The following is a 25,651-nucleotide window of genomic DNA, read 5'->3' on the forward strand; positions in this document are numbered from 1 at the left end:
ATCGAACCGTGAAATCCCCTTTCAGGGGAAGTGGAAGAGCGAAAGTCTCCGTCAGATGCGGACGACGGCCTGGGCGCGGCCGAGCACCTTCACGCCCTCGTGGGTCACCGTGAGGTCGACGCGGGCCGTGCCGGCGGCGGGGTCGATCGCGCCGACGGTGGCCGTGACCTCGACGGACGCAGCCCCGCGGGACGGCACCGGGACCGGCTTGGTGAAGCGGGCCTGGTACTGCACCACCGCGCCCGGGTCCCCCGCCCAGTCGGCGACGATGCCGACGACGGAACCCATGGTGAGCATGCCGTGCGCGATGACGCCCGGGAGGCCGACCTCGGTGGCGAAGGACTCGTCCCAGTGGATCGGGTTGAAGTCGCCGCTTGCCCCGGCGTATCGCACGAGGCGGGCGCGGTCGAGCTCCACCGTGCCCGTGGCGACGACGTCGCCGACGGACAGCTCCGCGAGAACGGGCCGGGTCTGCTCGTGCGGCATCAGGAGCCCTCCCCGCGGATCACGAGGCTGGAGGTCACGGTGGACACCGGCTCGCGGGCACTCTCGTCGGACCCGTCGTCGAGCACCGCGAAGATCTCGCAGCGGGTGGTCACCATGGCGATGCCCCCCCGCGCGGTCACCGAGTCCACGTGCAGCACCGTGACCAGCTCGTCGCCGGCGACGATCGGGCGGTGGTGGGTGAACTTCTCGTCCGCGTGCACCACGCGGGAGAAGTCGATGCCGGCCTCCGGGTCCTGCACGTACTGCGCCTCGGCGCGCTGCGCCACGACGACAGCGAACGTGGGGGGCGCGACGAGGTCCGGATAGCCAGAACCCCGCGCCACCACGATGTCGTGGTGGGCGGGGTGCATGGCACCGACGGCGGCGGCGAACTCACGAATCTTCTCCCGGCCCACGCTGTAGGGAGCCGTGGCCGGGTACTCCCGGCCCGCGAAGTCGGCGTTCGCCACGTCGGTGTGAAGCTCTCGAGCGGCCGCGGTCAGCGGGTCTCGCGGTGCGCCGTGTGCTTGCCGCAGCGCGGGCAGAACTTCGCCATCTCGAGCCGATCGGGGTCGTTGCGGCGGTTCTTCTTGGTGATGTAGTTCCGCTCCTTGCAGTCCACGCAGGCGAGCGTGATCTTCGGGCGGACGTCCGCGCTCTTGGAAGCCATGGTGTGTCACCTCTCGCGCCCCCGGAAGGCGCAACGTGCGTCAAGGAACAGGCCGGTCCGACGCCGGCCGTCGAACCGTGATGGTGTCGGTAGCGAGGGCGGGGCTCGAACCCGCGACCTCACGATTATGAGTCGTGCGCTCTGACCAGCTGAGCTACCCCGCCGCGCGTGACTGAACACGAGACCGTTCTTTCGAACTACGAAGAACGTTCCCGCGTCGCGTCACAGAGCCCCGAAAGGGAATCGAACCCTTGACCTTCTCCTTACCATGGAGACGCTCTGCCGTCTGAGCTATCGGGGCGGCGGGCAAGACTCTACACGGCTCCCGACACCTGGCGAAATCAGCGGGATACCCGCCCGATCGCGCCATGCACCGGGGTCGTGAAGACCTTCCCCAGACGTCGGGCGGGGCACCATCCGAAAGATGGTGCCCCGACCGTCGATGTGGCAGGTGAGGGATTCGAACCCACGAAGGCTGTGCCGTCTGATTTACAGTCAGATCCCTTTGGCCGCTCGGGCAACCTGCCGTGCGGGCTCGCGGACGAGCTCGCGGGTAGAACAATAACGCCCCGGACACCCTCCCGGGAAATCCAGTCCGCGTGGCCCCGGTCACGGCCGCCGGGCGCCGCAGCCGAGCCCCGCCGCCGACCTACAGTGAGGCCGTGACGACCCCTTCCTCTCCCGATCGCTGGGGCCTGCCGCTCGGGCTCTCCGCGTTCGTCCTGTGGGGCGCGATGCCTCTGTTCTTCCCGCTGCTCGTACCGGCGGGGCCGGTGGAGATCATCGCGCACCGGGTCGTGTGGAGCCTGTTGTTCTGCCTGCTGCTGCTCGTCGTCACCCGGACCGTCGGCTCCTTCGTCGCCGTGCTCCGAGACGCCCGGACGATGGCGGCCCTCGCCCTCGCATCCGTGCTGATCGTCGTGAACTGGACCACGTACGTGTACGCGGTGCTCGCCGACCATGTGCTGGACGCCGCGCTCGGCTACTTCATCAACCCGCTGCTCACCGTGCTGCTCGGCGTGCTCGTGCTGCGCGAGCGGCTGCGCGTTGCTCAGTGGATCGCGCTCGGCTTCGGCGCCGCGGCCGTCGTCGTGATCTCCACCGGCGTGGGTGGGCTGCCCTGGATCGCCCTCGTCCTCGCCGGGGCGTTCGGCCTCTACTCGCTGGTGAAGAACCGCGTGGGCCGCGGTGTGGGCGCCCTGCCCGGCCTCGCCGCCGAGACCGCGGTGGCGACGCCGTTCGCGCTCGCCTACCTCTGCTGGCTGAGCGCCACCGGGGCCGGGACGTTCACCACCGACGGCGTCGGGCACGCCCTGCTCCTCGCCACCTGCGGGGTGGTGACCGGCCTGCCCCTGCTGCTCTTCTCCGGCGCCGCGCGGCGTCTACCGCTGACCGTGCTAGGGATGCTGCAGTACCTGACCCCGGTGCTGCAGTTCCTGCTCGGCCTGCTCGTCTTCGGCGAGCACATGTCGCCGACCCGCTGGGCCGGCTTCGCCCTGGTCTGGGTCGCCCTCGTGATCCTCACCGCCGACGGCACCCGGCAGGCGCGGGCCGCGCGTCTCGTCGCGCGCGCACGCACTACGGTGGTTCCCGAACCCTGACCCGAGCCGAAGGAGACCGTCATGGCCGACTCGTCGTTCGACATCGTGAGCAAGGCGGACCGCCAGGAGATGGACAACGCCCTCAACCAGGCAGCGAAGGAGATCTCCCAGCGCTACGACTTCAAGGGCGTGGACGCCTCGATCGCCTGGAGCGGGCAGGACACCGTCGTCATCCAGGCGAACTCGGCCGAGCGCGTGCTCGCGGCGCTGGACGTGTTCCAGACCAAGCTGATCAAGCGGGGCGTATCGCTCAAGGCCCTCGACACGGGCGAGAACGAGCCGCAGGCGTCCGGCAAGCTCTACCGGCTGGCCGGCACCGTCAAGGAGGGCCTGGCCGGCGAGAACGCGAAGAAGATCACCAAGGTGATCCGCGAGGAGGGCCCCAAGGGCGTCAAGACCCAGATCACCGGCGACGAGGTGCGCGTGACGAGCAAGTCCCGCGACGACCTGCAGGCCGTGATGGCTCTCCTCAAGGCCGCGGACCTCGACATCGCGCTGCAGTTCACGAACCGCCGGTGACGGACCGGTGACCGACGGCGGCGCGGCGCGCACGTCGGGCGCGCTGCCGCGCGTGGTGGCGACGGACCTCGACGGCACGCTGCTGCGCTCGGACGGGTCCGTCTCCGTCCGGACCCGGCGCGCGCTGGCCGCCGCCGAGGCCGCCGGCGTCGAGGTCGTGTTCGTCACGGCGCGCCCACCGCGCTGGCTGCACGCCCTCGCGGACCTCGTCGGCGGGCACGGGCGCGTGATCTGCCTCGGCGGGGCGGCGGTCTGGGACCTCGCCGGCGACGGAGCGCTGGAGGTGTGCGGGTTCGACGACGACGTCCTGCACGCCATGGTCGCCGACCTGCGCGCTGCGGTGCCCGGCGTCGCGCTCGCCGTCGAGACCGTCGCGGGGCCCGCCTTCGACCCCTGGTTCCCCGACGGCGAGCCGGACCTGAGCCGGGACCTGCGCGCGGCCCCGATCGAGGAGTCCCTGCGGACGTCCGCCGACCGCGCCGCCAAGCTCCTCGCCGTACGCCCGGACACCCCGCGTCAGGGGTTCGGCGTCGTGCAGCGCGGCGCCGTGCGCGACGCCGCACAGGACGCCTTCTTCGACCGCGTGCGCGCCGCCGTGGACGGCCGGGCCGAGCTGCACTACTCGGGCGCCGCCGGCCTGGCCGAGCTGCTGCCGCCCGGGGTCACGAAGGACGTCGCGCTCGCCCGCTGGTGCGGGCGGCTCGGCGTGGACGCACGCGACGTGTGGACGTTCGGCGACATGCCGAACGACCTGCCGATGCTGCGCTGGGCCGGGCGCGGGCACGCCGTCGCCAACGCGCACCCCGACGTGCTCGCGTGCGCGGACGCCGTCGTCCCCGGCAACGACGAGGACGGCGTGGCGGCGGCGCTGGAGCATGTGCTCGAGGCCGCGCTCGAGCCCCGGTCCGAGGACGCGGTCGAGGATGCCGCGCGGCGCCCTCAGGCGCCCGTCGAACCGCCCCGCTGACGCCGCTCCTCGCGCCGCCGCGCGGCGACGAGCTCCGCGCGCAGGGCCTGCACCTCGGCGGTCAGGAGCGTCACCTGCTGCGGTGACGCCACCGTGCCGAGCGGCACGTCCCCGGGCGCGAGCGCGGCGGCCGCGTCCTCGGCGCCATCAGGGTCATCGGCGTCGTCCGGGATCCTGGTGACCCGCTCGACCAGCACCGACGCCAGGGTCGCCGTCACGACGCCGAGCAACGCCACCCCGCCGAGCATCAGGCCGACCGCGATGACCCGGCCCGCGGGCGTCACCGGCGCCATGTCCCCGTAGCCCACGGTCGTGATGGTCACCATCGCCCACCAGAACCCGTCGCCGAGGTTCACGATGCTCGCCCCGGGCGCCCCCCGCTCGGCCTGGGTCACGGTCAGCGCCCCGACGAGCACGAGGAGCGCCGTGCCCGCGACGGCGAAGCGCACCACCTTGCCACGCAGCCGCATCGCGTTGAGGCGGTTGAGGCGCGCCACCACCGAGATCAGCAGCAGCGGGCGCAGCACGGGGAGCACCACGACCGCCAGCTCGAGCGGGTGCCGGCGCACGTAGTCCCAGGTGCGCGGGGCCAGCCGCGCGCGCACCACGTAGTCCACGACGAACACCAGCCACGTGACCGCGAGGACGGCGGTGCACGCCGCCCGCACGCCCGCGGACGCCTGGGGGAAGGCGATCGGCACCCCGTAGGCCACCAGGAACAGCACCCCGATCGCGGTCAGCGGCCACTCCGTCGCGGCCTGCCAGCGCCGCAGGCGCTCCCTGCCGGCGTCCGGGTCCGGCGACGCGGACGGCGGGCGCTCGGGCGCGGCAGGCGCGCCGTCGGGCATCGGCTGGGACATCGCTGGTCAGCCTGCCAGAGCGGCCCCGCGCCCGCGCGTGCTGCGACCGGTGCCGACGAAGGGTGCCGAGCCGGGTGCCGGGCGGGGCCATCAGTACCGGGTGATGCCCCCGGGGCCGAAGCCGCTGCCGCCGGCCATCTTCTCGAGGCGCGCGATGCGTTCGGCCATCGGCGGGTGGGTGGAGAACAGCTTGGCCATGCCCGCGCCGCGGAACGGGTTGGCGAGCATGAGGTGCGAGACGTTCTCGAGCTCGCGGGTCTGGGGTAGCGGCGCCTTGGCCGTGCCGGACTCCAGCTTCCGCAGCGCCGAGGCGAGGGCCATCGGGTCACCGGTGAGCTTGGCGCCGTCCTCGTCCGCGTCGTACTCGCGGGTCCGGGTGATCGCCATCTGGATGAGCATCGCCGCGAACGGCGCCAGGATCGCGAGCGCGAGCGCCGCGAGCGGGTTGCCACCGTTGCGGCGGTCGCCGCCGCCGAAGATCAGCAGGAACTGGGCCAGCGACGTGATGACGCCCGCCATCGCCGAGGCGACCGACGACGTGAGGATGTCGCGGTTGTACACGTGCATGAGCTCGTGCCCGAGCACGCCGCGCAGCTCCCGCTCGTCGAGCAGGCGCAGGATCCCCTCCGTGCAGCAGACGGCCGCGTTCTTGGGGTTGCGCCCGGTCGCGAAGGCGTTCGGCGCCTGGGTGGGCGAGATGAACAGCCGGGGCATGGGCTGGCGGGCCGCGGTGGAGAGCTCGCGCACGATGCGGTACATCTCCGGCGCCTCGAGCTCGGTGACCGGATACGCGTGCATCGCGCGGATCGCGATCTTGTCCGAGTTCCAGTAGCTGACGAACGTCGTGATCAGACCGATCGCCACGAAGATGAACAGCATGCTCTGGCTGCCGCGGAAGAAGATCGCCCACAGGCCGAGGACGACGGCCCACATGACACCGAAGAGTGCCGCCGTCTTGAGACCGTTGAAGTGCTGATGGCCCATGTGTCCTGCTGTCTCCTTCCGCGCGTCCCCGACGCGTGCGCGCCCGACGGGATCCCACGGGTGGAACGCACCGGCGCCCCGCCCGGTTCCCGCGCGACGCTGGTTGAGCCTGTCGAAACCGTCGGACAGGGTTTCGACAGGCTCAACCAGCGGAGGAGGCGCGACGCTTGGCGACGTCCAGCATCTCGGTGCGCGGCACGACCTTGATGCGCTCGCGGCCGTGCGGCTCGCCGAGCGCGCGCTCGTGCGCGTCGAGCACCTCGAAGTCGGCCCACTCGACGACGTCCACGCCGCGGTCGGCGAGGAAGTCGAGCACGGCCTGTGGGTCCCCCTGCGGGGCGGTGCGGCCGCCGCCGAGGTCGCCCGTGGACACGTCACCGGCGTCGCCGACGCCCGTGACGTCCTCCACCAGGTGGCGGATCGTCTCGGAGGCGTCGGACTTGGTGTGCCCGATGAGGCCCACCGGGCCGCGCTTGATCCAGCCCGTGGCGTACACGCCCGGCAGGTGCTCGCCGTCCAGGTCGACGACGCGGCCCTCGCGGTTGGCAATGACGCCCTTGCGCTCGTCGAACGGGATCTCCGACAGGGGCGACCCGAAGTAGCCGACCGCGCGGTAGACCGCCTGGACCGGCCAGTCGTGGAATTCGCCCGTGCCCTTGACGGTGCCGTCGCCCTGCAAGGCGGTGCGCTCCGTGCGCAGCCCGGTCACCTTCCCGTCGGTGCCCGTGATCTCCACGGGCGAGTGCAGGAAGTGCAGGTGGATGCGCCGGGACGCGGACTGCGTCGACGGGTCGACGAGCGTCCAGTCGGTGAGCGTCTTGACGACCTGCTTGGTCTGGTTGGACGACTCGACGGCGGCCATCGAGCCCTCGTCGAAGTCGTAGTCCTCTGGGTAGACGACGATGTCGACGTCCGGCACGTGCCCGAGCTCGCGCAGCTCGAGCGGGGAGAACTTCACCTGCGCCGGGCCGCGGCGGGCGAACACGTGCACGTCCGTGACCGGCGAGGCCTTGAGGATGTCGTAGACGTTGGCCGGGATCTCCGTGGGCAGCAGGTCGTCGGCGTGCTTGGCGAGGATCCGGGCCACGTCGAGGGCGACGTTCCCGGCGCCCAGCACGGCGACCTCCTTGGCCTCGAGCGGCCAGGTGCGCGGCACGTCGGGGTGCCCGTCGTACCAGGACACGAAGTCCGCAGCCCCGTACGAGCCGTCCAGGTCGACGCCGGGCACCGTCAGCGCAGAGTCCTTGATCGCGCCCGTCGAGAAGACCACCGCGTCGTAGAACTGGCGCAGGTCGTCGAGCTTGAGGTCGATCCCGTAGACGACGTTGGCCAGCAGGCGGACGTCACCGCGAGACAGCACCTTGTGCAAGGCGCTGACGATGCCCTTGATGCGCGGGTGGTCGGGCGCGACGCCGTAGCGCACGAGGCCGAACGGCGCGGGAAGACGCTCGAAGAGGTCGATGCTCACGTCGAGGTCGGTCTTCGACAGGATGTCCGCGGCGTAGGTGCCGGCGGGGCCTGCGCCGACGATCGCGACGCGCAGAGGTCGGATGCTGCTCACTGCGAGGTACGCCTTCCGGATCGGGGGTGCGTGGCGTTCGATTCTAGGAGAATTCTCCTGCGAACTGGTGAGGGTTACCTCACTACTCAGGGTCCAGCCTTACCCAGAATGCCACAACCGTCTCATCAAACGAACGGCCCGTCTCGCCTATCGGTCAAGGCGCGAGGGTGAGCTCCTGCACGGCGCGCGCGACGTCCTCGTCGACCATGCCACCGGTCGCGCGCAGGGGCCGGTACGCGGGCACCACGGTGACGGCCGCGGCGTCGTCGGCCACCCGCAGCGCCGCCGTCTCGCGGGATCCGTAGACGGCGCGCGTCTCGGCCACCCCGCCCGGCACCCGGCGCACCGCCCAGCGCGGAGACTGCTCGCGGCGTACCCACACCTCGACCTGACCGCCCGCGACCGCGAGGGCCGCCGGGCTCCCGCCCATCGCCGCGATCCCCTGCACGTGGGCACCGACGGACCGTGCCTCGTCGAGCGTCTCGGACGTCGTGAACACCGGGACGACGCGGGCACCGGGCCGCTGACGCGCGACGTGCGCCGCGACCGCACCGGCGCGCCGCACGACCACCGCGAGCGTCACCACCACGATCAGCGCGACCACCAGGAGCGCGATCCACAGCGTGGCGTCCTCGAACCCGTCGCGCTGGACCGTGATCACCAGGCGCGCCACGGAGATCACGAAGAAGGCAACGAGAATGCCGAGGTACAACCTGCGGCGCGAACGGGGTTCCATGTCAGCCTCCCGGCCGGACGTCGGGGTGGAGGGACAGCACGACAGCGTCGAGGGGCGGCCCGGAAACCGGACCGCCCCTCGAGACACCAGCCCTAGGGCCGGCACAGCTGACCGACGTCAGCCGCGGATGCCCTGCGCCAGCTGCGAGTCCGCGTCGGACAGCGTCTGCGCAGCCTGCTCCAGGAACGACGCCATACCCTCGAGGCCCTCGATGGCCTGCGTGGTACCCGTCGTGAACTCCTGGTAGGAGGTCTGGAACGCACCCGACGCCTGATCGGTCACGAAGCCCGACGACACCAGGTTGTCCACCTGCGACTGCAGGTTGTGCAGGATGTCCTGCATCTGCTGCTGACCGTTGCGCAGCTGACCCGCCTGCGACCGCAGCTCGTCGTACGTGACGTTCATGTTCGCCATGAAAAGCTCCTCAGCTCTCGATCCATCGGCCGGCCCCCTTGCGGCCGATCCGTCGTCCTCGATGAGGACCCTACTGGGCGCGCCGACACCCGTCGATGGGGACTAGTCCCCATCGGTGCGACGTCAGCCGCGGATGCCCTGCGCCAGCTGCGAGTCCGCGTCGGACAGCGTCTGCGCAGCCTGCTCCAGGAACGACGCCATACCCTCGAGGCCCTCGATGGCCTGCGTGGTACCCGTCGTGAACTCCTGGTAGGAGGTCTGGAACGCACCCGACGCCTGATCGGTCACGAAGCCCGACGACACCAGGTTGTCCACCTGCGACTGCAGGTTGTGCAGGATGTCCTGCATCTGCTGCTGACCGTTGCGCAGCTGACCCGCCTGCGACCGCAGCTCGTCGTACGTGACGTTCATGTTCGCCATGAAAAGCTCCTCGACTCATCAGTGGTCCGGCCGGCCCCCTAGCGGCCGATCCGTCGTCCGCGACGACCCTAGCGGGCGCCCCGAGCACACGTCGATGGGGAGTCCTCCCCATCGATCGGCGTCCGTCTCGGTTGGTCGGCTCGTCGCTCGGCTCAGTCCTCCAGCACCAGCGGCAGCTGCACCCGCGCCTGCTTGCCCCGCGCGACCCACACGCCGCGGCCGACGGGGAACTCGCCCTTGCCCGAGCGCGGCAGCGACGTCTTGAGGATCGTGTCGCCGTCGAGGTTCTCCGGCTGCAAGATCAGGCCGCGGCGGCCGTTCTTCACCTCGCCGAGCAGGGGCCAGGTCGCCGACCAGCCCGCCGTCTCCGCCTCGGCGACGAGCAGGTGGTCGCTGCCGCGGATCGCCTTGGTGAGGTCCTGGATCGGCTTGTCCGCGGGCGACTGCAGGTACTCGTTGATGCCCTCGATCAGGACCACGATGCCCGGGTCGACGTCCTCGTCCTGGACGGCGGCGAGCAGGTCGGTCGCGAGCGCCTTGACCTTCTCCGCCCCGGTCGCCACCTCCGTCCACGGCAGCTTGTCGGCGATCGCCGAGCGCCCCTGCGCGAACAGGTACATCCGCGCGTCGGGGTTGGCGCGCAGCACCGCTCGGGCGATCGCGACGAGCGCATTGCTGCGCCCCGACCCGGGCGGGCCGGCCACGACCAGCGTGCCCGACGCCTCGAAGGGCACCGCGTCCAGGGTGATGCCGTCGAGGCCGAGCACGGGCCGCCCGTCGACGTGCGTCGGGAGCTGGTCGGCCCCGTACTCGGTGGGCAGCACCTGCACCGCAGGCGCAGGACGCACCCCGGCCTGCAGCATCGACTGGCCGAGCTTCTCGGTCGCGGCCGCCTGCGTCGAGACGGAGGTCGTGCCGCCGATGACGGCGACCTGGACCTCGAGCCCGTCGAGGATCGCGCGCCCGTTCGGCGAGTCCGCCGTGATGATGTCGCGCGGCGCGTTGAACGCCAGGTACCCGTCGTCGGTCATCCGCAGCAGCAGGTTGCGCTGCACCATCGAGCGCACGTACGTCGGTACGGCGCCCGAGCGGTCGGCGGTAAAGATGACGTGCATGCCGAGTGCGCGGCCGTCGCCCAGGATGTCGCGGAAGACATCGAACCACTCGGAGCGGCCCGCGCCGACCTCGAAGTCGTCGCGGAAGCCGGGGAACCCGTCCACCAGCAGCAGGATGCGCGGCACGTCGGCCCGGCCGCTGAGCTGGCGGTACTCGCTGACGCTCGACGCCGAGACGGCGGCGAACGCCTCCCCGCGCCGCTGCAGCTCGTCGCGCAGCATCCGCATCAGCCCGACGACGCGCTCGACATCGTCCCCGCGCGCGATGGTGCCCACGTGCGGCAGGGCGGACAGCATCCGCAGGGCACCGGCGGCGAAGTCCAGGCCGTACACGTGCACGGGGCCGCCGCGCGGGGTGATGCCCGCCGCAGCGGCGATGGTGCGCAGCGCGGTGCTCTTGCCGGCGCCGCCCGTGCCGTACACGCCCAGGTGGCCGTCGGTGTCGGGGTTGAAGTACAGCGGGCGCTGCGCCTGCTGCTCGGGGATGTCCGCGACGCCGATCAGCAGCTCGGTGTCCGTGCGCTGGTGCAGGCGGGTGAGGTCGTAGGCGTCGGCCATGGAGTCGAGCCACGGGCGACGCGGCGTGGGCAGACGCCCTGCCTGGAACGCCTCGCCGACCCGGGCGACGAGCCGCTGCTGGTCGTTGGGTCCGAGGTCCATGTCGTCGTCGACGGAGGCCGCCGGGTCGATCGGCTCCTCCCACTTCTCCTCGCGGCCGAAGTGCAGCCCGGCGACCTCGATCGCGGTGTTCTCGGGGGCGCGGGTGCTCCAGGCGCCCGCGTACCCGGACTGGAAGGCCTGCAGCCGGCCCGGACCCGTCTTGACCACGCCACGGCCCGGGATCGCGGGGTCGATGTGCGCGGCATCCTTGATGTCGACGACGTCGCTGGAGTCCGACTCGTCCGCCATCCGCAGCGCGACGCGAAGGTTCGTGTTGGCGCGCAGGTTGTCCTTGATGACGCCCGCCGGGCGCTGGGTCGCCAGGATGAGGTGGATGCCGAGCGACCGGCCGCGCTGCGCGACGTCGACGACGCCGTCCACGAACTCGGGCACGTCGCCCACCAGCGCCGCGAACTCGTCGATGACGATGACGAGCGCGGGCGGCGTCTCCGGGTCCCCGCGCTTCTCCAGCTCGAGCAGGTCCTTGGCCTTCTTGCGATTGAACAGGTGCTCGCGGTGGTGCAGCTCGGCCCGCAGGGACGTGAGGGCGCGCAGCACCAGGTGCTGGCTGAGGTCGGTGACCAGGCCGACGCAGTGCGGCAGCTGGACACAGTCCGCGAACGCGGAGCCGCCCTTGTAGTCCACGAACAGGAACGTGACGCGGTCCGGGCTGTACTCGGCCGCCATCGCGAGCACCCACGCCTGCAGGAACTCCGACTTGCCCGCACCCGTGGTGCCGCCCACCAGGGCGTGCGGGCCCTGACTGCGCAGGTCGAGGTGCTGGGCGTCCAGGCCGGCCGAGCCGACGATGGCGCGCAGGGACCCGGCGCGCTTGCGCGGCACCGCCTGCGTGCGGTCGTAGACCGACAGGTTCTGGCGCCAGCGCTCCAGCACGGCATGCGGGTCCTCGAACAGCTCGTGCCCGAGCAGCGCGGGCATCGTCACCGAGCGCGGCAGGTCGGACGAGTCGGCGACGATCGCGCCGGCGTCGAAGACGGGGGCGAGCCGCCGCCCGTAGTCGAGCGCCGTCGTGCCGTCGATCTCCTCGAGCTCGACGTCGTCCACCCAGCGACCCAGCCGCACCATCCCGACCCGCGGCCCGTGCTCGCCGAGGTCCACGAACGTGCGGCACGCCGCCGGGAGGTACGCCGTGTCGGGGGAGATCCACAGCACGTAGACGCCCGCGTCGGGGCCCTGCTCGGCGAGCTGCACCAGGCGGGCCCGCTCCACGTCGATGTCGTCGGAGACGACGACCACCACGGCGGGCACCGCGGACTTCGTCCCGGCCTCCGCCTTCTTGCCGCCGACGTCGCCGCCGCGCTCCAGGGCGGCGTCGTCGTCGTCGATCGCGCCGCGCCGCTGGGTGCCGCCGCGCGCGACGCGCAGGCGCGTGGTGACGAGCTCCTCGAGCTCGGCGACCAGACGCGCCGCGCCGCTCGCCGAGTCGGCCAGGTGGTGGCCCTCGATCGGGCTCTGCGGCGACGACGTGTGCGGGATCCACGTGAGCCACTGCAGGTGCTTGGTCCACACCGGGCTGACCATGCCCGTGACGACCAGCTCCGCCGGCGAGTGCAGGCCGGTGAGCTGCAGCAGCGTGGCGTTGAGGCTGCCCGCCACCTTCGCGGGCGGCCCGGCGAAGCCGAGCGCGCCCGCGTCGTACAGGTTCTCCACCACGGGCACGCCCGGGATGTTCTCGTGCTTGTCGACGACGGCGTCCAGACGCTCCTGGTACTCCTTGATGAGCTGTCCCTTGCCCGCTGACTTGACCGAGTTGCGCGACGGCATCGTGCCGATGCCGAACCGCACGTTGAGGAAGCTCCAGTGCTCCGGGCGGCGTGTCCACAGCATCGGCCCGTGCCGCATCGCCTCGGCGAAGACGTGCGGCGTCGCCGGCGCCTCGCGCAGCCGCACCGAGCGCTCCGTCTCCTCCTCGCCCCCGAGCGCGTCGCGCAGCGCGTCGAGACGCTCCTCGAAGCGCGCGATGTCGCGCTCCTTGCGCTTGCGGTTCTGCATGTTGCGGGTGAGGAAGTTGCCGACGAGCATGATCGGCGACAGCAGGATGAACATCATCCCCATGGGGCCGCGGCCCATGGCGAGCATGAATCCGCCCATGAGCGCCGGCGCCAGGAGTGCGAGGAACGGGAACGGCTGCGGCTCGGTCTCGGTGGGGACGTCCGGCGACTCGAACTCCTGGCCCTTGTACCGGGCCTCGACGCGCGGCGAGCGCGTGAACGGCACGGGCCCCGCCTTGGGCGCCACGCCCGTCAGGGTCTGCGGTTTGCGCCGCTCGATCGTCATCACGGTGTCGCCGACGGTGACGCGCTGGCTGCCCTCGACGCGCAGGCGCTGCACGTGGTCGCCGTCCACCAGCAGGCCGTTGGCCGAGCCCAGGTCGATGACGTCGACGACGTCCGAGACGTCGAGGCGCAGGTGCCGCTTCGACACGAGCGAGTCGCTCAGCACGACGTCGCAGCCGGGCGCGCGCCCGAGCGTCCAGCTGCCCTCGGGCAGGTCGATCACGCTGCCGTCCGCGAACCGGAGGGTGGCGCGCACGTCCCGGGAGGGCTGGTAGTCGAACCCCGGGCGGTCGAGCTCGACGAGCGCGACCTCCGCGCCCGAGCCGATCCACGCCTCGCCGAGCGCGGCGTCGACCGGCAGGCGGGTGGGCCGGTCCTGGCCGGGCAGCCGCGCCTCGATCGTCCGCCTGCCGGCGCCGACCGCGCCCGCCCCGCCCGGGTCCACGCGGGCCAGGGTGGACGCCACCTCGCCGATGGTCGCCCCCGCGTCTGCGGTGACGACGACGTCGTCGTGCGTGGTGTCGGGGCGTCGGAGCGTCACTTTGACGCGCATCGCTCTCCTCGGTTCGTTTCGTCTGGGTCAGATGGTCGGTAGCGCTACTTCGCACCGCGGCGTGCCAGGACGCCGACGACGGCGGTGATCGCGGCGCCCGCCGCCGCGCTCAGGGCGATCACGCGCCAGTTGCCGGCGTCGGTGAGCTCGCGGCCGATCGCCCGCCAGTAGTCGAGCGGGTCCCCGGTGCCCACGCCGTCGCGCAGCACGCCCGCCGCCATGAGGATCACGAACGCGATCGCCGCGGCGCCGACGGCGACCACCACGACGAGCTGCCAGAGCTCCGGGCGGTGGCGACGAGTCACTCCGCGTCCTTCCCGTCGGCAGCCGTCAGGTCGAGCAGCGGCAGGTCCTCCGCGGCGACGAGCCGCGACGCGACGGCGTACTCCACGAGCCGCGCGCGCCGGTTGGTCGCGAGCCCGCCGGAGCCGCCGCCGCGCAGACCCTTCACGCCCACGCGGTCGAGCTTCTCGCAGACGTTGTCGAGCTTGCGGTTGAACCGCGTCGTCGTCCACCCCAGGCGCGCCGCCGCCTCCGCGGACGACGGGAGCTCGGACAGGCCCGTGCCGTCGCGGCGCAGCATCGGCTCGCACAGCGCGACGATGAGCTGCCGCTGGCTCACCGTGAACGGGATCAGGCCGATCGTGGTGGCGCCGCCCTCCGGCTCCTCGGAGCGGATCTCCGCGTACGGGGCCGGGCTGAGCCGGGCGAGCACCTCGTACGTGGTGGGCCCGGCGGTGAAGACGATCGAGGTGGACGGGAAGACGATCGGCAGCGACGTGCCCGGCGACAGCCAGGACTGCACCCCGCCCGCCGCGTCGCAGACGGTCGCCGAGAGCCGGTTGCCGACGTTGCCCAGCCACCACAGCCCCGAGGCGTGCGTGACCTGCAGGAAGCGCCGGTGCAGGTAGGGGTTGTCGTCGAGCGCGAGGTCGCCCTCGCGCCCGATCTCGAAGACCCCGTCCGGGTCGGCGCGGAACCACTCCCCCGCGAACTCCATCGCCAGCTCGCTCACCCGACGCACGCTCCCTTCGAGTCGACGGAGAACGCGCCCGAGCGGACGATGACGACCTCGACGCAGGTCTGCCCGCCGTCGGCCTTGTCCACCGTCACCGAGGGCTGCTCCACCTGCGTGTAGGCCCCCTCCTCGAGCTGCGCGGCGGCGCGCCAGCCGTACGTGTCGCCGTCCTCGGGGTCGGGGTTCTCCCACGTGAACACGACCTTGTCGCCCGTGGCCTTGCCCGCGAGCTCCGTGACCGACGGCACCAGGCCGCTGAGGTTGTCCGCCGGGGGCGCGCCCTCGTTGACGGCTCCCGTCGCGGCCGGGGTGGTCGGGTCGTCCTCCGGGGTCCCGCCGTCGGGCCAGAGCACGAAGGCCAGCACCCCCACGAGCACCACGACCCCGGCCACGAGCCCGCCGACGAGCCCGCGGCGCGGCGCGGCCGAGGGCGCCTCGGCCCCCGAGGTCGGCGGCGCCGTCGTCGTCGGTGCCGCCACGGGCAGCGAGCGGTGCACCGTGTCGCCCAGGTCGTCCTCGGCGAGCGTCGAGGGTTGCGCCGTTCCCGTGGTCGCGGGCGACGGCGCGGACGTCGACCACGAGCGCGCAGGGGCCGCCGGCGCGGCTCCGGCCAGCGCCGGTGCCGTCGCGGCGGGGCCGCGCGGGTCGACGGAGACGACCTCGCGCAGCCGCGTGCCGACCTCGTCCTCGTCCGGGGCGTCCTGCGCGTCGTCGCGCACCTGCCCGCGGTCGTCGAGCAGGTCGATGGGCGTGACGGCGAACGACAGCTCCGTCTGGACCGCCTGCAGCGCGCGGGCGAACTCGAGGGAGGTGGAGTACCGCGCCTGGGGGTTCTTCGCCATCGCGGTGCTCAGCACGCGCTCGAGCGAGGCTGGGATGTCGTTGCGCCCGGTCTGCTGCAGCGGGGCCGACTCGATGCGCGCGACGAGGTCGGCGCTCGAGTTCGTGCCGCCCGGCACCTCGAACGGCGTGCGGGAGGCGAGCAGCGAGTACGTCGTGGCGGCCAGCCCCCACACGTCCGTCCCGATGCTCGTGCCCGGAGGCTCGGCGAAGGACTCCGGCGGCGACCACGGGATCGACATGCCCTCGGCCCGGCCCGCGTCGTCGAGCGTGGAGGAGATGCCGAAGTCCGTCAGCGCCGGGTGCCCGTACTCGGTGACGAGGATGTTCGCGGGCTTGATGTCGCGGTGCAGGATGCCGGCCCGGTGGGCGGTCTCGACGGCTCCGGCGATCTGGACGGCGATCCGCAGCACGTCCGGCACGCTGAGCCGCTCGGCGCGGTACCGGGCACCGAGGTTGGGCCGGGAGCAGTACTCCATGGCGAGGTACGGGCGGCCGTCGGCGGAGACGTCCGCCTCGTACATCGTGACGATCGACGGGTGGGTCGACAGGGTCGCCATCAGGTCGGCCTCGGCGTCGAAGGCCTCGCGCTGGCCCTCGCCGGTCCACTCGTGCAGGAGGACCTTGACCGCCACGCGACGGCGCGGTCGGCGCTGCTGGTACAGGAAGACGTCGGAGAAGCCGCCGGAGCCGATGATCGAGACGTACTCGAACCCGTCGATCTCCGGTGGGGGCGACGGCGGGCGCTTGCGACTCATATGGTCAGAGGATCCCTTCGAACGTGAGCGTCACGCCGTCGCCCAGGTCGACGACGTCCTTCGCAACGACCAGCACGGCCTCGCCCGGGTGCAGGCGCAACGGCGGCTGGCCGGTGCGCAACAGGGTGGTGCCGTTCGTGGTGCTCATGTCGCTGACCAGCACGTGCCAGCCCTCGAGGCGGACCTCGGCGTGCGAGCGGGAGATGTCCTGCTGCGGGCTCGGCACCGTCACCAGCCGCGGCAGGTCGTCGCTCGCGGCGCGCGGCGAGCGGGGACGACGCCCCACCACGACGGGCCGGTCGAGCGTGACGCGCGGCCCGCCCGAGACGGCCATGACGCCCAGCGCCGGGCGCGGGACCTGCCGGGCCTCGCCCAGGAGCGCCTGCCCGCACGTCGCGCAGTCGTCGCGCTGCGGCGGGTTCGGGTGGCCCGCCGTGCAGGAGCGCGCCAGGATCGTCGGCCGCCCGGGCAGCGCCCCGGGGGCGAACGCGGGGCCGGGCGGCGGCGGCAGGTCGGGACCGTCCGCGACGCCACCGACGGAGGCCGCGCCGCCGGACGAGGGCGCGGCGGCCGCACGCAGGTCGGCGATGGCCGACGACATCACGGTGCTGCCCTCGACCTCGTCCTCGAAGCCTCCGGCGTCGTCCGCCGCGTCCTCCGGTTCGCCCGGCTCCAGCTGCGTCGAACCGTCGTCGTCGCCGGGCAGGTCGCCGGGCGGGTCGCCGGGCAGGTCGCCGGGCAGGTCGCCGGGCAGGTCGCCGGGCAGGTCGCCAAGCAAGGTGACCGGCGTCGGGGCGGGGGCGGACGACGGCGGCGGCGCGGCCGCAACCGGCTCGTCCCCGTCCTCCTCGTCCTCCTCCGGCGGGCGCACGGCGGCCGCCTCGACGGCGCGGTGCACGGTCGAGCCCCAGAGGTGGCCGAAGCCGGTGGTCTCCTCCACGGGGAGGTCGGCCGCGCCGTCGCCCGCGGCACCGTCACCCGTCGCGTCGCCCGCGGCGTCGTCGCCACCGTCCGGCGCGACCCGCGGCACGTCGTCCCCCGTGACCGTCAGGCTCGGGAGGACGGTCGACCCGGGCGCGATGGTGGCTTCGGGGGCGACGGTGGCCTCGGGGGCGAACGTCGCCCCGAAGGAGGAGGCCGCCGGCCCGGTGCCGCCGAGCCGCGCGACGCCGATCCCGGATGCCACGGGCGCCTGGTCGACGGCATGGTCGACGGCCCGGGCGGCAGGCACCGCGTCGTCGGCGTCGTCGGCGTCGGCGTCGGCGTCGGCGTCGGCGTCGTCAGCCATCCAGGGCTCGGGCACGGGGGTGGGCCGGTGCGTCGGGGCCGCGGGGGCCGCCTCGTCGGTCAACCGGGACCCGACGGACGCGACCAGCACGACGCCGGCGTCCAGCGGCAGCGCCCGCGCATCCACGAGCTCGCCGGCGGGCTCGGCCACGCCGACCTGCACCGCGAGGTCCACCACGTCCTCGAACGTCCGCTCGGCCCAGGTCGTGACGCCCTCGCCGGACACGTGGTCCCAGCCGTCCGCGCGCGCCACGGTCACCGAGGTCGCGCCCCGGGCGGCGATCTGGACGCGCCGGCCGTCGGCGACGGCCATCGCGAAGGGCGGCAGGGACGCCAGGCTCGCGCCGAAGGCGCCCGTGAGCACCTCGAGCACGGGCACGACGCCGGCACGCTCCCCGAGCGTCTTCCACAGCTCGTCGACCAGCTCCGGGCTGACCCTTTCCGGCAGCACCACGACGGCGCCACCACGCACCACCGCGTAGGCGGGTCCGATCACATAGCGCACGGTCACGTCAGGGCCCCTTTCCACGGCGACCGCCGGGGCACCGTGTCCTCGTTGTCATCGTGGCCCGACCGCCCGTCCCTGGGTGCCGTGCTCTCCAGGGCGTCCGTCAGCCCTGTGGCGTCCACCACGATGACGGTGATGTTATCCCGACCACCCGCGACCAGGGCCTCCCGTACCAGCCGGTCCGCCGCGACCTGCGGATCGGGCTCGACGAGCAGGACCTCGGCGATGCGGGCGTCCTTCAGCTCGTTCGTCAGGCCGTCCGAGCAGACGAGCAGCCGGTCGCCCGCGTGCACGGGCAGGAACCAGAAGTCCGCCTCGGGGTCCTCGGGCGCGCCGAGCGCCCGCGTCACCACGTGCCGGCGCGGGTGGGTCGCCGCCTCCTGGGGCGTGATGGCGCCCGCCTCCACGAGCTCCTGCACCTCGGAGTGGTCCACGCTCACCTGCTCCAGCTCGCCGTCGGCGAGCCGGTACGTGCGCGAGTCGCCGATGTTCACCACGAGCCAGTACGGCTCGCCGCCCTGGTGCGTCAGCGCGACCCCGGACAGCGTGGTGCCCGCGCCGCGGCCGGGCGTCGTCTCGATCGCCCGCACCGCGTCGTGCGCCACCCGCACGCGGCAGCGCACGGCGTCCACCCCGACGACGTCGGACACCGCGAGCGCGCTCAGCGCCTCGACCGCGGCCGCGCTGGCGACCTCGCCGGCGTCGTGCCCGCCCATGCCGTCGGCGACGAAGAACACGGAGCCGCCCGCGAGGAACGAGTCCTCGTTCAGCGTGCGCCTGGCGCCCTGGTGCGTCGACGCGCCCCACAGCAGCCCGAGCGCGACCGGTACGGTCATGCGCTGACGTCCTGCCCGACCACCGTGAGGCGCTGGGCCCCCGCCTGGACGACCCACCCCGCGGTCACCGTCACCGATGCGCCGGCGGTCAGCTCCTGCACCGCCCCGCCGGGGGTGATCGCAGCGCTGCCGTTGGTGCTGCCGAGGTCCGTGACCCGCAGGCCCGCAGCCGACGGGGACAGCTCGAGGTGCGTCTTGGACACGGAACGGTTCGGGTCGTCGATCTTCAGCAGGACCGCCGGCGCGCCGCCGTCCTGTTGCGGGTTGCGCCCCACGAGGGTGCGCGACGCGACGGTGACCCGGCGGCCGGCGGCGACCTCGACGACAATCCGCGGCGGGGCCGTGCCGTCGCCCGCGCTCCGCCGCGAGGAGACGCTGAACCGGGTCGCCTCGATGTCGTCGTCGTCGGCCTCCGCCGCGACGTCGGAGCCCGGGCCCGCGGGCGCCTGTGCCGCGGGCTCGGGCGCTCGGCTCACCGGCTGCGATGGCGGCACGGGCCGCGGCGCCGGCGCCGGCTGCACCGCCGGCGGGGTCGGCGCGACCGCCGTGGGCCGCGTGGGCAGCACCATCGTCGTCTCGGGCGCAGGTGCGGGCGCCGGCGTGGCCCGCGGCAGCGGGGCCGACAGCTGGGTGTCGGCGACCGGCGGGCCCGCAGGCTCCTCCGTCGGCGACGGGTGCGCCGCGGGCGCGCCCGAGCCCGGGATCCCGGTAATGATCCCGCCCCGGTCGCGCTGGCCGGCGGGGAACGCCCACGGGTCGGGCTCGCCGGGCGCCGGCGCGCCCGAGCCCACGACCGGCGCCGCCGGCACACCGGCGACCTGGGGTGACGCGACGCCGGCCGGCCCGCCGGCGGGGGCAAAGGTGCGGGGCGGCAGCCCGCGCACGTCGTGGACGACGCTGCGGGCGGCCTTGTCCTGCCAGCCCTGCCGGCGGCCCGAGGCGTCGAAGGTGGGCGAGACGAGCACGAGGATTGTGCCCACCAGCGGCAGGATGCCGCAGGCGGCGAGCACGAGCCAGCGCAGCAGGCCGCGCCCGACGCCGATCGCGCTGCCGTCCGCGAGGGCCAGCGTGCGGATGCCGAGCAGGCTGTTTCCGATCGTCCGGCCGGTCCGGCCCTCCCAGACCGCGAGCCCGACCCAGCCGAGCAGGCTCACGAGCCCGACCGCGCCGTAGACCGTGGCGAGCGCGCCCGCGATCTCGGCGGCCGCCGCCCGCGACCCCATCGTCGTCGTGGCGTCGCCGGCGCCCGCGAGCTTGCCGGGCACCCCCGAGGCGAGCGCCACGACGACGCCGACGACCCCCGCGAGGAGCGCGACGGTCACCACGTCCAGCACGTAGGCCCCCGCGCGCCGGCCGACGCCCGCCAGCGGCGGCTCGGCGGGCGCGCTCGACTGCGCGGAGGCGGCCGCCGCGCGCAGCATCTGCGCGGACGCGCGGCGGGTGCTCTCCCGCATCTCTGGCTCGGTCGTGACCTCGAGCCTCTCCCGCACGCCGTCGGGCGCCTCGTAGGCGGACGCCACGGTGGGCGTGCCGCACACCGCGCAGAACGCGCCGGACTGCTGCGGGGCACCACAGGCGGTGCACGTCGTGGTCATCGGTTCTCGATCCTCCTACCGCCGGCACGGCGGTCGCGCCGCCGGCCACGGGTCGTCCTGTCACTGATCGCGCGCCACGCGGCGCGCGCCCACCGGCCCAGGGTGGCCGGCACGGCGGCAACCCGTCGCCGGATCACCGTACGGAATGGTGGGGCGTCGCCGCCGCGCACCGAGCGCAACGAGAGCCGGGCCGCCACGCGCTTACGCCACGGCAGTCCCTCTCGCAGGGAGCCGACCAGCGAGTCCACCTCGGACCAGTACTGGTCGACCTCCTCCAGGGTCGGCTCGCCCGTCCCGAAGACGGTGGCGTCCGCGCGGTGCGCGAGCGTCGAGGTCTCGGGAGTCGCCGCCGTGGGGAGCTGCTCGGACACCAGCTTGGCCCCCTCGCGTCGCGTCGCGCCGCGGGGCACCCCGGCCCCGAGGTCGGTGGCGGCGTCGACGACCTCGCGCCAGCCGCCGCTGACCCGGTCCACGGCCTCGGTGGCCGTGCGTCGGCGGCCGCGCCGGCGCGACTTGAACCCGAGGATGAGCAGCACCGGCACGGCGAGGATCGCCAGCGGGACGACGACGGTGATGACGATGATCGCGACCTGACGCCAGTCGATGTCGAACGCGTCCTCGTCGTCCTCATCCTCGTCCTCGACGTCTCCCGCCTCGGCCTGGGGCGGCTCCTCCGGGGACTCCGGGTCCTCGAGCACCGGCGGCTTCGGCACCTGCTTGGAGCGCGGCAGCGGCTCCACCTTGTTGTCCTCGTCCGGGATGGCGTCGAACGGCACCCAGCCGTACTCCTCGAAGGGCACCTCGACCCAGGCGTGCACGTCCGCCCCGGTGACGACGTAGGGGGTGCCGGCCTCCCAGGTGTCGTCCTCCGGGTAGAAGCCCATCACCACGCGCGCGGGGACGCCGGCCTGCTGCGCCATGAGCGCCATGGCCACGGCGAACTGCTCGTCGTCGCCCACCATCTCGTCCTGCGCGAGCAGCGCGTCGATCCGTGCCGCCGAGTGCCCGGGCCGCGACGGGGGCTGGTTGTCCAGGCCGCTCGAGTAGACGCCCGTGGCGATGAGCATGTTCTGGATGTTCGTGAGCTTCTCGAACGGCTCCGTGGCGTCGGCCGCGAACTGCGAGGACTTGGCGTCCACGGCGTCGGCGACGTCCTTCGGGCTGGGCATGTCGACGTCGAGGATCGGGGTCTTCGCGAGCACCTCGTCGTCCGGCCGCGGCGAGACGATCGCGTCCAGCTCGTACGAGTCCCCCGGCCGCAGGCCGGACGTGACCAGGCCCGTGCCCGAGGTGGCGTTGTAGTACGTGGACGCCGCGAGCTCGGTCGCCCGCTCCCCCGTGAACCGGACGCCCCCGAGCTGGCCCACGTCGGGCAGCCAGAAGCCCGTGTAGCCGGTGACGGTCACGTCGACCGGCGCGCGGGTGCCCGCCGCCGTGGTGTCGATGACCTCGCCCGCGCGGTTGAAGACGCCGGCGTCGCCGCCGCTCGACGCGTCGTAGACCGTGCCCGCGTACGTGTCGAGCGTCGCGAGCCGCACCCGGCCGTTCTCGGGCAGCCCGTCGACGGTGAAGAGCTCGGTGTCCGTCTCGTCCTTGGCGTAGGTGCGGAACCCGACCAGCGGGCTCGTGTACTCGTGCAGGTCCAGGGGCGGCGTGACCATCTCACGCAGCGCCACCCGCCCGTCCGTCACCATCATCGGGGCAAGGAGCACGGCGGCGACCCCGCCGACCACGAGCATCACGGCGCCGCCGCGCACGCGCTGCGCCCGCAGCCGCCGGGTCGCGGACCGACTCGCGTCGGAGAGCAGCGTGTTGGCGCCCATGCGGGTCTCCGCCGCGCGCCACGACGCCCAGAGCAGGCCCACGACGGCGACCACGAGGCCCTGGACCAGCGGCAGCGCCGCCAGGATCGTCCCGAGGAGCGCGACCCCGGCCAGCGCCACCACGACCGGCAGCAGCGCCCAGGCGGCGACGCGCGCACGCCAGGCGATCGTGCCCGCCAGCACGCCCGCGACCAGCAGGAGCAGGTACGGCACGAGGGCCAGCTCCGGGAACGAGGCCAGCGGCGGCACGGTGGTGACGAACGCCTTCCACCCCTGCACGGCGCCGACGGCCAGCTCGTTCAGCGTCTCGAGCGAGGGCACGACGCCGCCGATCGAGGCGCCGGGCAGGGCCAGCGCCCCGCCGAACAGGAAGTAGCCGAGCACGGTGGCCCCGGCCACGAGCAGCACGGGCCACCGCCGCCAGGCTCCCAGCCAGGCGATGACCAGGCCGACGACCGCGCCGCCGAGCGCCGGCACGAGGTACCCCGTCGTGCCCCACACCGGGGCGAAACCGAGCGCCACCACGGCGAGCAGCGCGACGAGCACGGCGCCGTCGACGGCGCCCGCCCAGGACAGCGCGCGCGGGCCGTCGCCCGGGCGCCGGCGGGCGCGGGTGGTGCCGGCGCGCAGCGACGTGCGCGACGTCCCACCCGTCCGGCCGGTGCGCCCGGTGCGGCCCGTGCTGCCGGAGCCGCTCGTGTGGCCCTCGGGCGCCGGGTTCGACGCGTCAGTCATGCATCCTCCGCAGCGCGTGGGGCAGGTCGGCCAGCTCGCCGATGGTCAGCACCTGCATGTCCGCGACCCGCCCACGGCTCACGGACGCGCCGGGGGCGCACCGCAGCGCGACGAGGCGCGCGTCGACCGGCAGCCGCACCGCCGCGCCGCGCAGGTCCGTCGGCGTCACCCGGGTGCCGACGGCGAGCACGACCACGGACGCGTCGGAGACCGTCGCCGAGGCGACCCGGGCGATCTCGGACAGGCTCGTGCGGGCGGGGGCGAGCTGGAGTCGGGTCAGGTCGTCGAGCAGGCGCGTGCGGTGGTCGCCGCGCACCCGCCCTTGCGGGACGAGGACCGCGAGGCCGCCGTCCTCGCGGATCGCCTGTAGGCCGAGGGAGCCGCAGGCCGAGACCGCGAGCTCGAACTCCTCGGGGTCGGCGTAGTCCTCGGCCCGCGTCGAGAGGATCACGGCGAGCCGGGAGCGGCGCGTCTCCTCGAACTGGCGCACCATGAGCTGGCCCGTGCGCGCCGTGGACTTCCAGTGGATGTGACGGCGGTCGTCGCCGGGCACGTAGTCGCGCAGCGCGTGGAACGACACGTCGGAGTCGGAGATGTCGGGGGTCACGCGGCCCTCGAGGTCGTGCAGCAGTCCCGTGGCGGAGCCCGACAGCGGCAGCGTGCGCGGGTGGACGAACAGCTCCTCGGGCTCGGTCCAGACCAGCTCGCGGCGCAGCAGACCCAGCGGGTCGGCGCGCACGGAGCGCACCGGGCCCAGGGGGATGACGGCGCGCTGGTGCGTCGGGACGGCGAAGATCTCCTCGTGCTCCGCCCCGGAGCGCAGGCGCGGCACAGGGAACGAGGCGATGCCCTGCCCCACCTGCAGCTCCATCACCGCGGGCAGCATGGACCGCGGCGAGTCGTTGCGGACCAGGAGCCGCCCGACGGCCCGGTCCCCGACGACCACGCGGCGCGAGGCGACGTCGAGCGTGACCGCGTAGCGCAGCCGGCCCAGGACGAAGGCGATCGCGGCGAGCAGCGCGACGGACACCGTCACGGCCAGGACCGCCCACTCCTCCCAGCGCAGCACGAGCGCGGCCACCCACGCCCCCGCGGCCAGGACCAGCACGACCCAGCCGAAGGGCGAGATCACCCCGAGCACCGGGGCGACGCGCGCCCAGGCGCGCGCGAGCACCCCGCCGGTCGCGCGGCCGGTCGCCCGCGAGGCCGTGGCGAGCCGCCCGCCGACCCCGCTCAGCGCGGCCGACGCGCGGGCGCGGACCCGCCGGGTGGCGCCGCTACGGCGGCGGCCGCCCTCGGGCTCCGGGGCAGGCTCGGGCGTCGCGGCCTCGGCCGCGGTCTCCCGCTCGGTCGTCGTGGTCATGAGTCTCCTGGTCTCGCGGTCAGGCGGTCAGGCGGTCCGGCGTTCCTGCGGCGCTGGGACGTCGGTCAGCAGCCGGGCGATCGTCCCCTCCGCCGTGGCCCCGCCGAACTCGGCCTCGGCGTCCAGTACCAGGCGGTGGGCCCAGACCGGCTGCACGAGGTCCTTGACGTCGTCCGGCAGCACGTAGTTGCGCCCGTGCGCCGACGCCCACACCTTCATGCAGCGCACCAGCGCCAGCGCGCCACGCACGGAGACGCCGACGTGCACGTCCGCGGCCGCGCGCGACTCCTCCGCCAGGCGGGAGATGTACTCGAGCACGGCCGGGTCCACGTGGGTGGACGCGGCGAGGGCCGCCATGTCCACCACGGCCTGGCCGGTGATGACCGGCTGCAGCGCCGCGCTGCGGTCGCGGACCGCGGAGCCCGCGAGGATCTCCACCGTCGACGCGAGGTCGGGGTAGCCGATCGACGTCTTCATGAGGAAGCGGTCGAGCTGCGCCTCGGGGAGCTTGTACGTGCCCGCCTGCTCGATGGGGTTCTGCGTGGCGACGACCATGAACGGGTTGCCCACCTCGTGGGACACGCCGTCGACCGTGACCCGGCCCTCCTCCATGACCTCGAGCAGCGCCGACTGCGTCTTGGGCGACGCACGGTTGATCTCGTCGGCGAGGACGATGTTCGCGAAGATCGGGCCCTTGTGGAAGTCGAAGGTCCCGGTCTTCTGGTCGTAGATGGTCACGCCCGTGACGTCCGACGGCAGCAGGTCCGGCGTGAACTGGATGCGGTGGTTCGTGCCCTGCACGCTCGCGGACATCGCGCGGGCGAGCATCGTCTTGCCGGTGCCAGGGGCGTCCTCCAGCAGCAGGTGGCCCTCGGCCAGCATGCACGTCAGCGCCAGCCGGATCTGGTCGTCCTTGCCGAGCACGGCCTGCGCGACGTTTCCGACGATGCGGTCGAAGGTCTGGGCGAACCAGCTCGCCTGCTCGGGGGTCATCGTGCTCATGAGTGGTGTCCTCGTCCTGTCCTGACCGCGAAGGTCGCGGTCG

At 73.6% G+C, this 25,651-nt stretch carries 22 protein-coding genes and 3 tRNA genes; 3 read left to right on the forward strand and 22 right to left on the reverse strand.

The window, feature by feature from the left end:
• Positions 1-51: 51 nt before the first annotated feature.
• From AC1C2W_RS09680 to AC1C2W_RS09705, 6 genes are all read right to left on the reverse strand, one after another.
• A complete protein-coding gene (locus AC1C2W_RS09680; RefSeq protein WP_495388655.1) occupies positions 52-486 on the reverse strand; it encodes a MaoC/PaaZ C-terminal domain-containing protein in 435 nt (144 codons plus the stop codon).
• Positions 486-956, reverse strand: a complete 471-nt coding sequence (locus tag AC1C2W_RS09685; RefSeq protein WP_495388656.1) for an FAS1-like dehydratase domain-containing protein — start codon at positions 954-956, stop codon at positions 486-488. The genes AC1C2W_RS09680 and AC1C2W_RS09685 overlap by 1 nt, the downstream gene beginning before the upstream one ends.
• 29 nt (positions 957-985) lie before the next feature.
• Positions 986-1,156 carry a 50S ribosomal protein L33 gene (gene rpmG, locus AC1C2W_RS09690; protein WP_495388657.1) on the reverse strand — a complete coding sequence of 57 codons (171 nt, stop codon included), beginning with the start codon at positions 1,154-1,156 and terminating at the stop codon, positions 986-988.
• Positions 1,157-1,246: 90 nt separating this feature from the next.
• Positions 1,247-1,320 (reverse strand) — tRNA-Met (locus tag AC1C2W_RS09695).
• 64 nt (positions 1,321-1,384) lie between these two features.
• Positions 1,385-1,457, reverse strand: a tRNA-Thr gene (locus tag AC1C2W_RS09700).
• Between the two features lie 144 nt (positions 1,458-1,601).
• Positions 1,602-1,683: transfer RNA gene (locus AC1C2W_RS09705), tRNA-Tyr, on the reverse strand.
• A gap of 135 nt (positions 1,684-1,818) precedes the next feature.
• Here AC1C2W_RS09705 and rarD point away from each other — a divergent pair.
• From rarD to AC1C2W_RS09720, 3 genes are read left to right on the forward strand one after another with little or no spacing between them, the layout of a single operon-like run.
• Positions 1,819-2,757: an EamA family transporter RarD gene (rarD, locus tag AC1C2W_RS09710; protein ID WP_495388658.1), complete on the forward strand. Its 939-nt coding sequence runs from the start codon at positions 1,819-1,821 to the stop codon at positions 2,755-2,757.
• 21 nt (positions 2,758-2,778) lie between these two features.
• The gene (locus AC1C2W_RS09715; RefSeq protein WP_495388659.1) at positions 2,779-3,276 is read left to right on the forward strand and encodes a YajQ family cyclic di-GMP-binding protein; all 498 of its coding nucleotides are present in this window, start codon (positions 2,779-2,781) and stop codon (positions 3,274-3,276) included.
• A 7-nt stretch (positions 3,277-3,283) separates the two neighbouring features.
• Complete coding sequence (locus tag AC1C2W_RS09720) at positions 3,284-4,243, forward strand: HAD family hydrolase (RefSeq protein WP_495388660.1); 960 nt, start codon at positions 3,284-3,286, stop codon at positions 4,241-4,243.
• On the opposite strand, the gene AC1C2W_RS09725 is transcribed toward AC1C2W_RS09720, so the two are convergent.
• The 16 genes from AC1C2W_RS09725 to AC1C2W_RS09800 all read right to left on the reverse strand — a co-directional run bounded on the left by AC1C2W_RS09725 (position 4,216) and on the right by AC1C2W_RS09800 (position 25,608).
• On the reverse strand, positions 4,216-5,103 hold the full coding sequence (locus AC1C2W_RS09725) for a potassium channel family protein (protein WP_495412977.1): 888 nt from the start codon (positions 5,101-5,103) through the stop codon (positions 4,216-4,218). The genes AC1C2W_RS09720 and AC1C2W_RS09725 overlap by 28 nt on opposite strands.
• A 90-nt stretch (positions 5,104-5,193) precedes the next feature.
• On the reverse strand, positions 5,194-6,087 hold the full coding sequence (gene htpX, locus AC1C2W_RS09730; RefSeq protein WP_495388662.1) for a zinc metalloprotease HtpX: 894 nt from the start codon (positions 6,085-6,087) through the stop codon (positions 5,194-5,196).
• A gap of 142 nt (positions 6,088-6,229) precedes the next feature.
• Positions 6,230-7,648, reverse strand: a complete 1,419-nt coding sequence (locus AC1C2W_RS09735; RefSeq protein WP_495388663.1) for an FAD-dependent oxidoreductase — start codon at positions 7,646-7,648, stop codon at positions 6,230-6,232.
• Between the two features lie 154 nt (positions 7,649-7,802).
• Complete coding sequence (locus AC1C2W_RS09740) at positions 7,803-8,384, reverse strand: hypothetical protein (protein ID WP_495412978.1); 582 nt, start codon at positions 8,382-8,384, stop codon at positions 7,803-7,805.
• Between the two features lie 117 nt (positions 8,385-8,501).
• Positions 8,502-8,798 carry a WXG100 family type VII secretion target gene (locus tag AC1C2W_RS09745; protein ID WP_495388666.1) on the reverse strand — a complete coding sequence of 99 codons (297 nt, stop codon included), beginning with the start codon at positions 8,796-8,798 and terminating at the stop codon, positions 8,502-8,504.
• Positions 8,799-8,921: 123 nt separating this feature from the next.
• Positions 8,922-9,218, reverse strand: a complete 297-nt coding sequence (locus tag AC1C2W_RS09750) for a WXG100 family type VII secretion target (RefSeq protein ID WP_495388666.1) — start codon at positions 9,216-9,218, stop codon at positions 8,922-8,924.
• Positions 9,219-9,370: 152 nt separating this feature from the next.
• Entirely contained in the window at positions 9,371-13,843 is a 4,473-nt protein-coding gene (locus tag AC1C2W_RS09755) for a type VII secretion EssC family protein (protein ID WP_495412979.1), read from the reverse strand.
• Between the two features lie 44 nt (positions 13,844-13,887).
• Positions 13,888-14,148: a hypothetical protein gene (locus AC1C2W_RS09760; protein WP_495388668.1), complete on the reverse strand. Its 261-nt coding sequence runs from the start codon at positions 14,146-14,148 to the stop codon at positions 13,888-13,890.
• On the reverse strand, positions 14,145-14,858 hold the full coding sequence (locus AC1C2W_RS09765) for a hypothetical protein (protein ID WP_495388669.1): 714 nt from the start codon (positions 14,856-14,858) through the stop codon (positions 14,145-14,147). Before AC1C2W_RS09765 ends, AC1C2W_RS09760 begins: the two co-directional genes overlap by 4 nt.
• A complete protein-coding gene (locus AC1C2W_RS09770; RefSeq protein ID WP_495412980.1) occupies positions 14,855-16,459 on the reverse strand; it encodes a serine/threonine-protein kinase in 1,605 nt (534 codons plus the stop codon). Before AC1C2W_RS09770 ends, AC1C2W_RS09765 begins: the two co-directional genes overlap by 4 nt.
• Positions 16,460-16,463: 4 nt before the next feature.
• Entirely contained in the window at positions 16,464-18,257 is a 1,794-nt protein-coding gene (locus AC1C2W_RS09775; RefSeq protein WP_495412981.1) for an FHA domain-containing protein, read from the reverse strand.
• Positions 18,254-19,090 carry a PP2C family protein-serine/threonine phosphatase gene (locus AC1C2W_RS09780; RefSeq protein WP_495388672.1) on the reverse strand — a complete coding sequence of 279 codons (837 nt, stop codon included), beginning with the start codon at positions 19,088-19,090 and terminating at the stop codon, positions 18,254-18,256. The genes AC1C2W_RS09775 and AC1C2W_RS09780 overlap by 4 nt, the downstream gene beginning before the upstream one ends.
• Positions 19,087-20,685 carry an RDD family protein gene (locus AC1C2W_RS09785; RefSeq protein ID WP_495412982.1) on the reverse strand — a complete coding sequence of 533 codons (1,599 nt, stop codon included), beginning with the start codon at positions 20,683-20,685 and terminating at the stop codon, positions 19,087-19,089. The genes AC1C2W_RS09780 and AC1C2W_RS09785 overlap by 4 nt, the downstream gene beginning before the upstream one ends.
• Positions 20,682-23,243 carry a transglutaminase-like domain-containing protein gene (locus AC1C2W_RS09790; protein ID WP_495412983.1) on the reverse strand — a complete coding sequence of 854 codons (2,562 nt, stop codon included), beginning with the start codon at positions 23,241-23,243 and terminating at the stop codon, positions 20,682-20,684. Before AC1C2W_RS09790 ends, AC1C2W_RS09785 begins: the two co-directional genes overlap by 4 nt.
• Positions 23,236-24,606 carry a DUF58 domain-containing protein gene (locus AC1C2W_RS09795; protein WP_495412984.1) on the reverse strand — a complete coding sequence of 457 codons (1,371 nt, stop codon included), beginning with the start codon at positions 24,604-24,606 and terminating at the stop codon, positions 23,236-23,238. Before AC1C2W_RS09795 ends, AC1C2W_RS09790 begins: the two co-directional genes overlap by 8 nt.
• A gap of 27 nt (positions 24,607-24,633) precedes the next feature.
• A complete protein-coding gene (locus tag AC1C2W_RS09800; RefSeq protein WP_495388676.1) occupies positions 24,634-25,608 on the reverse strand; it encodes an AAA family ATPase in 975 nt (324 codons plus the stop codon).
• Positions 25,609-25,651: the final 43 nt, after the last annotated feature.

Source organism: Isoptericola sp. Y581, assembly GCF_059445475.1.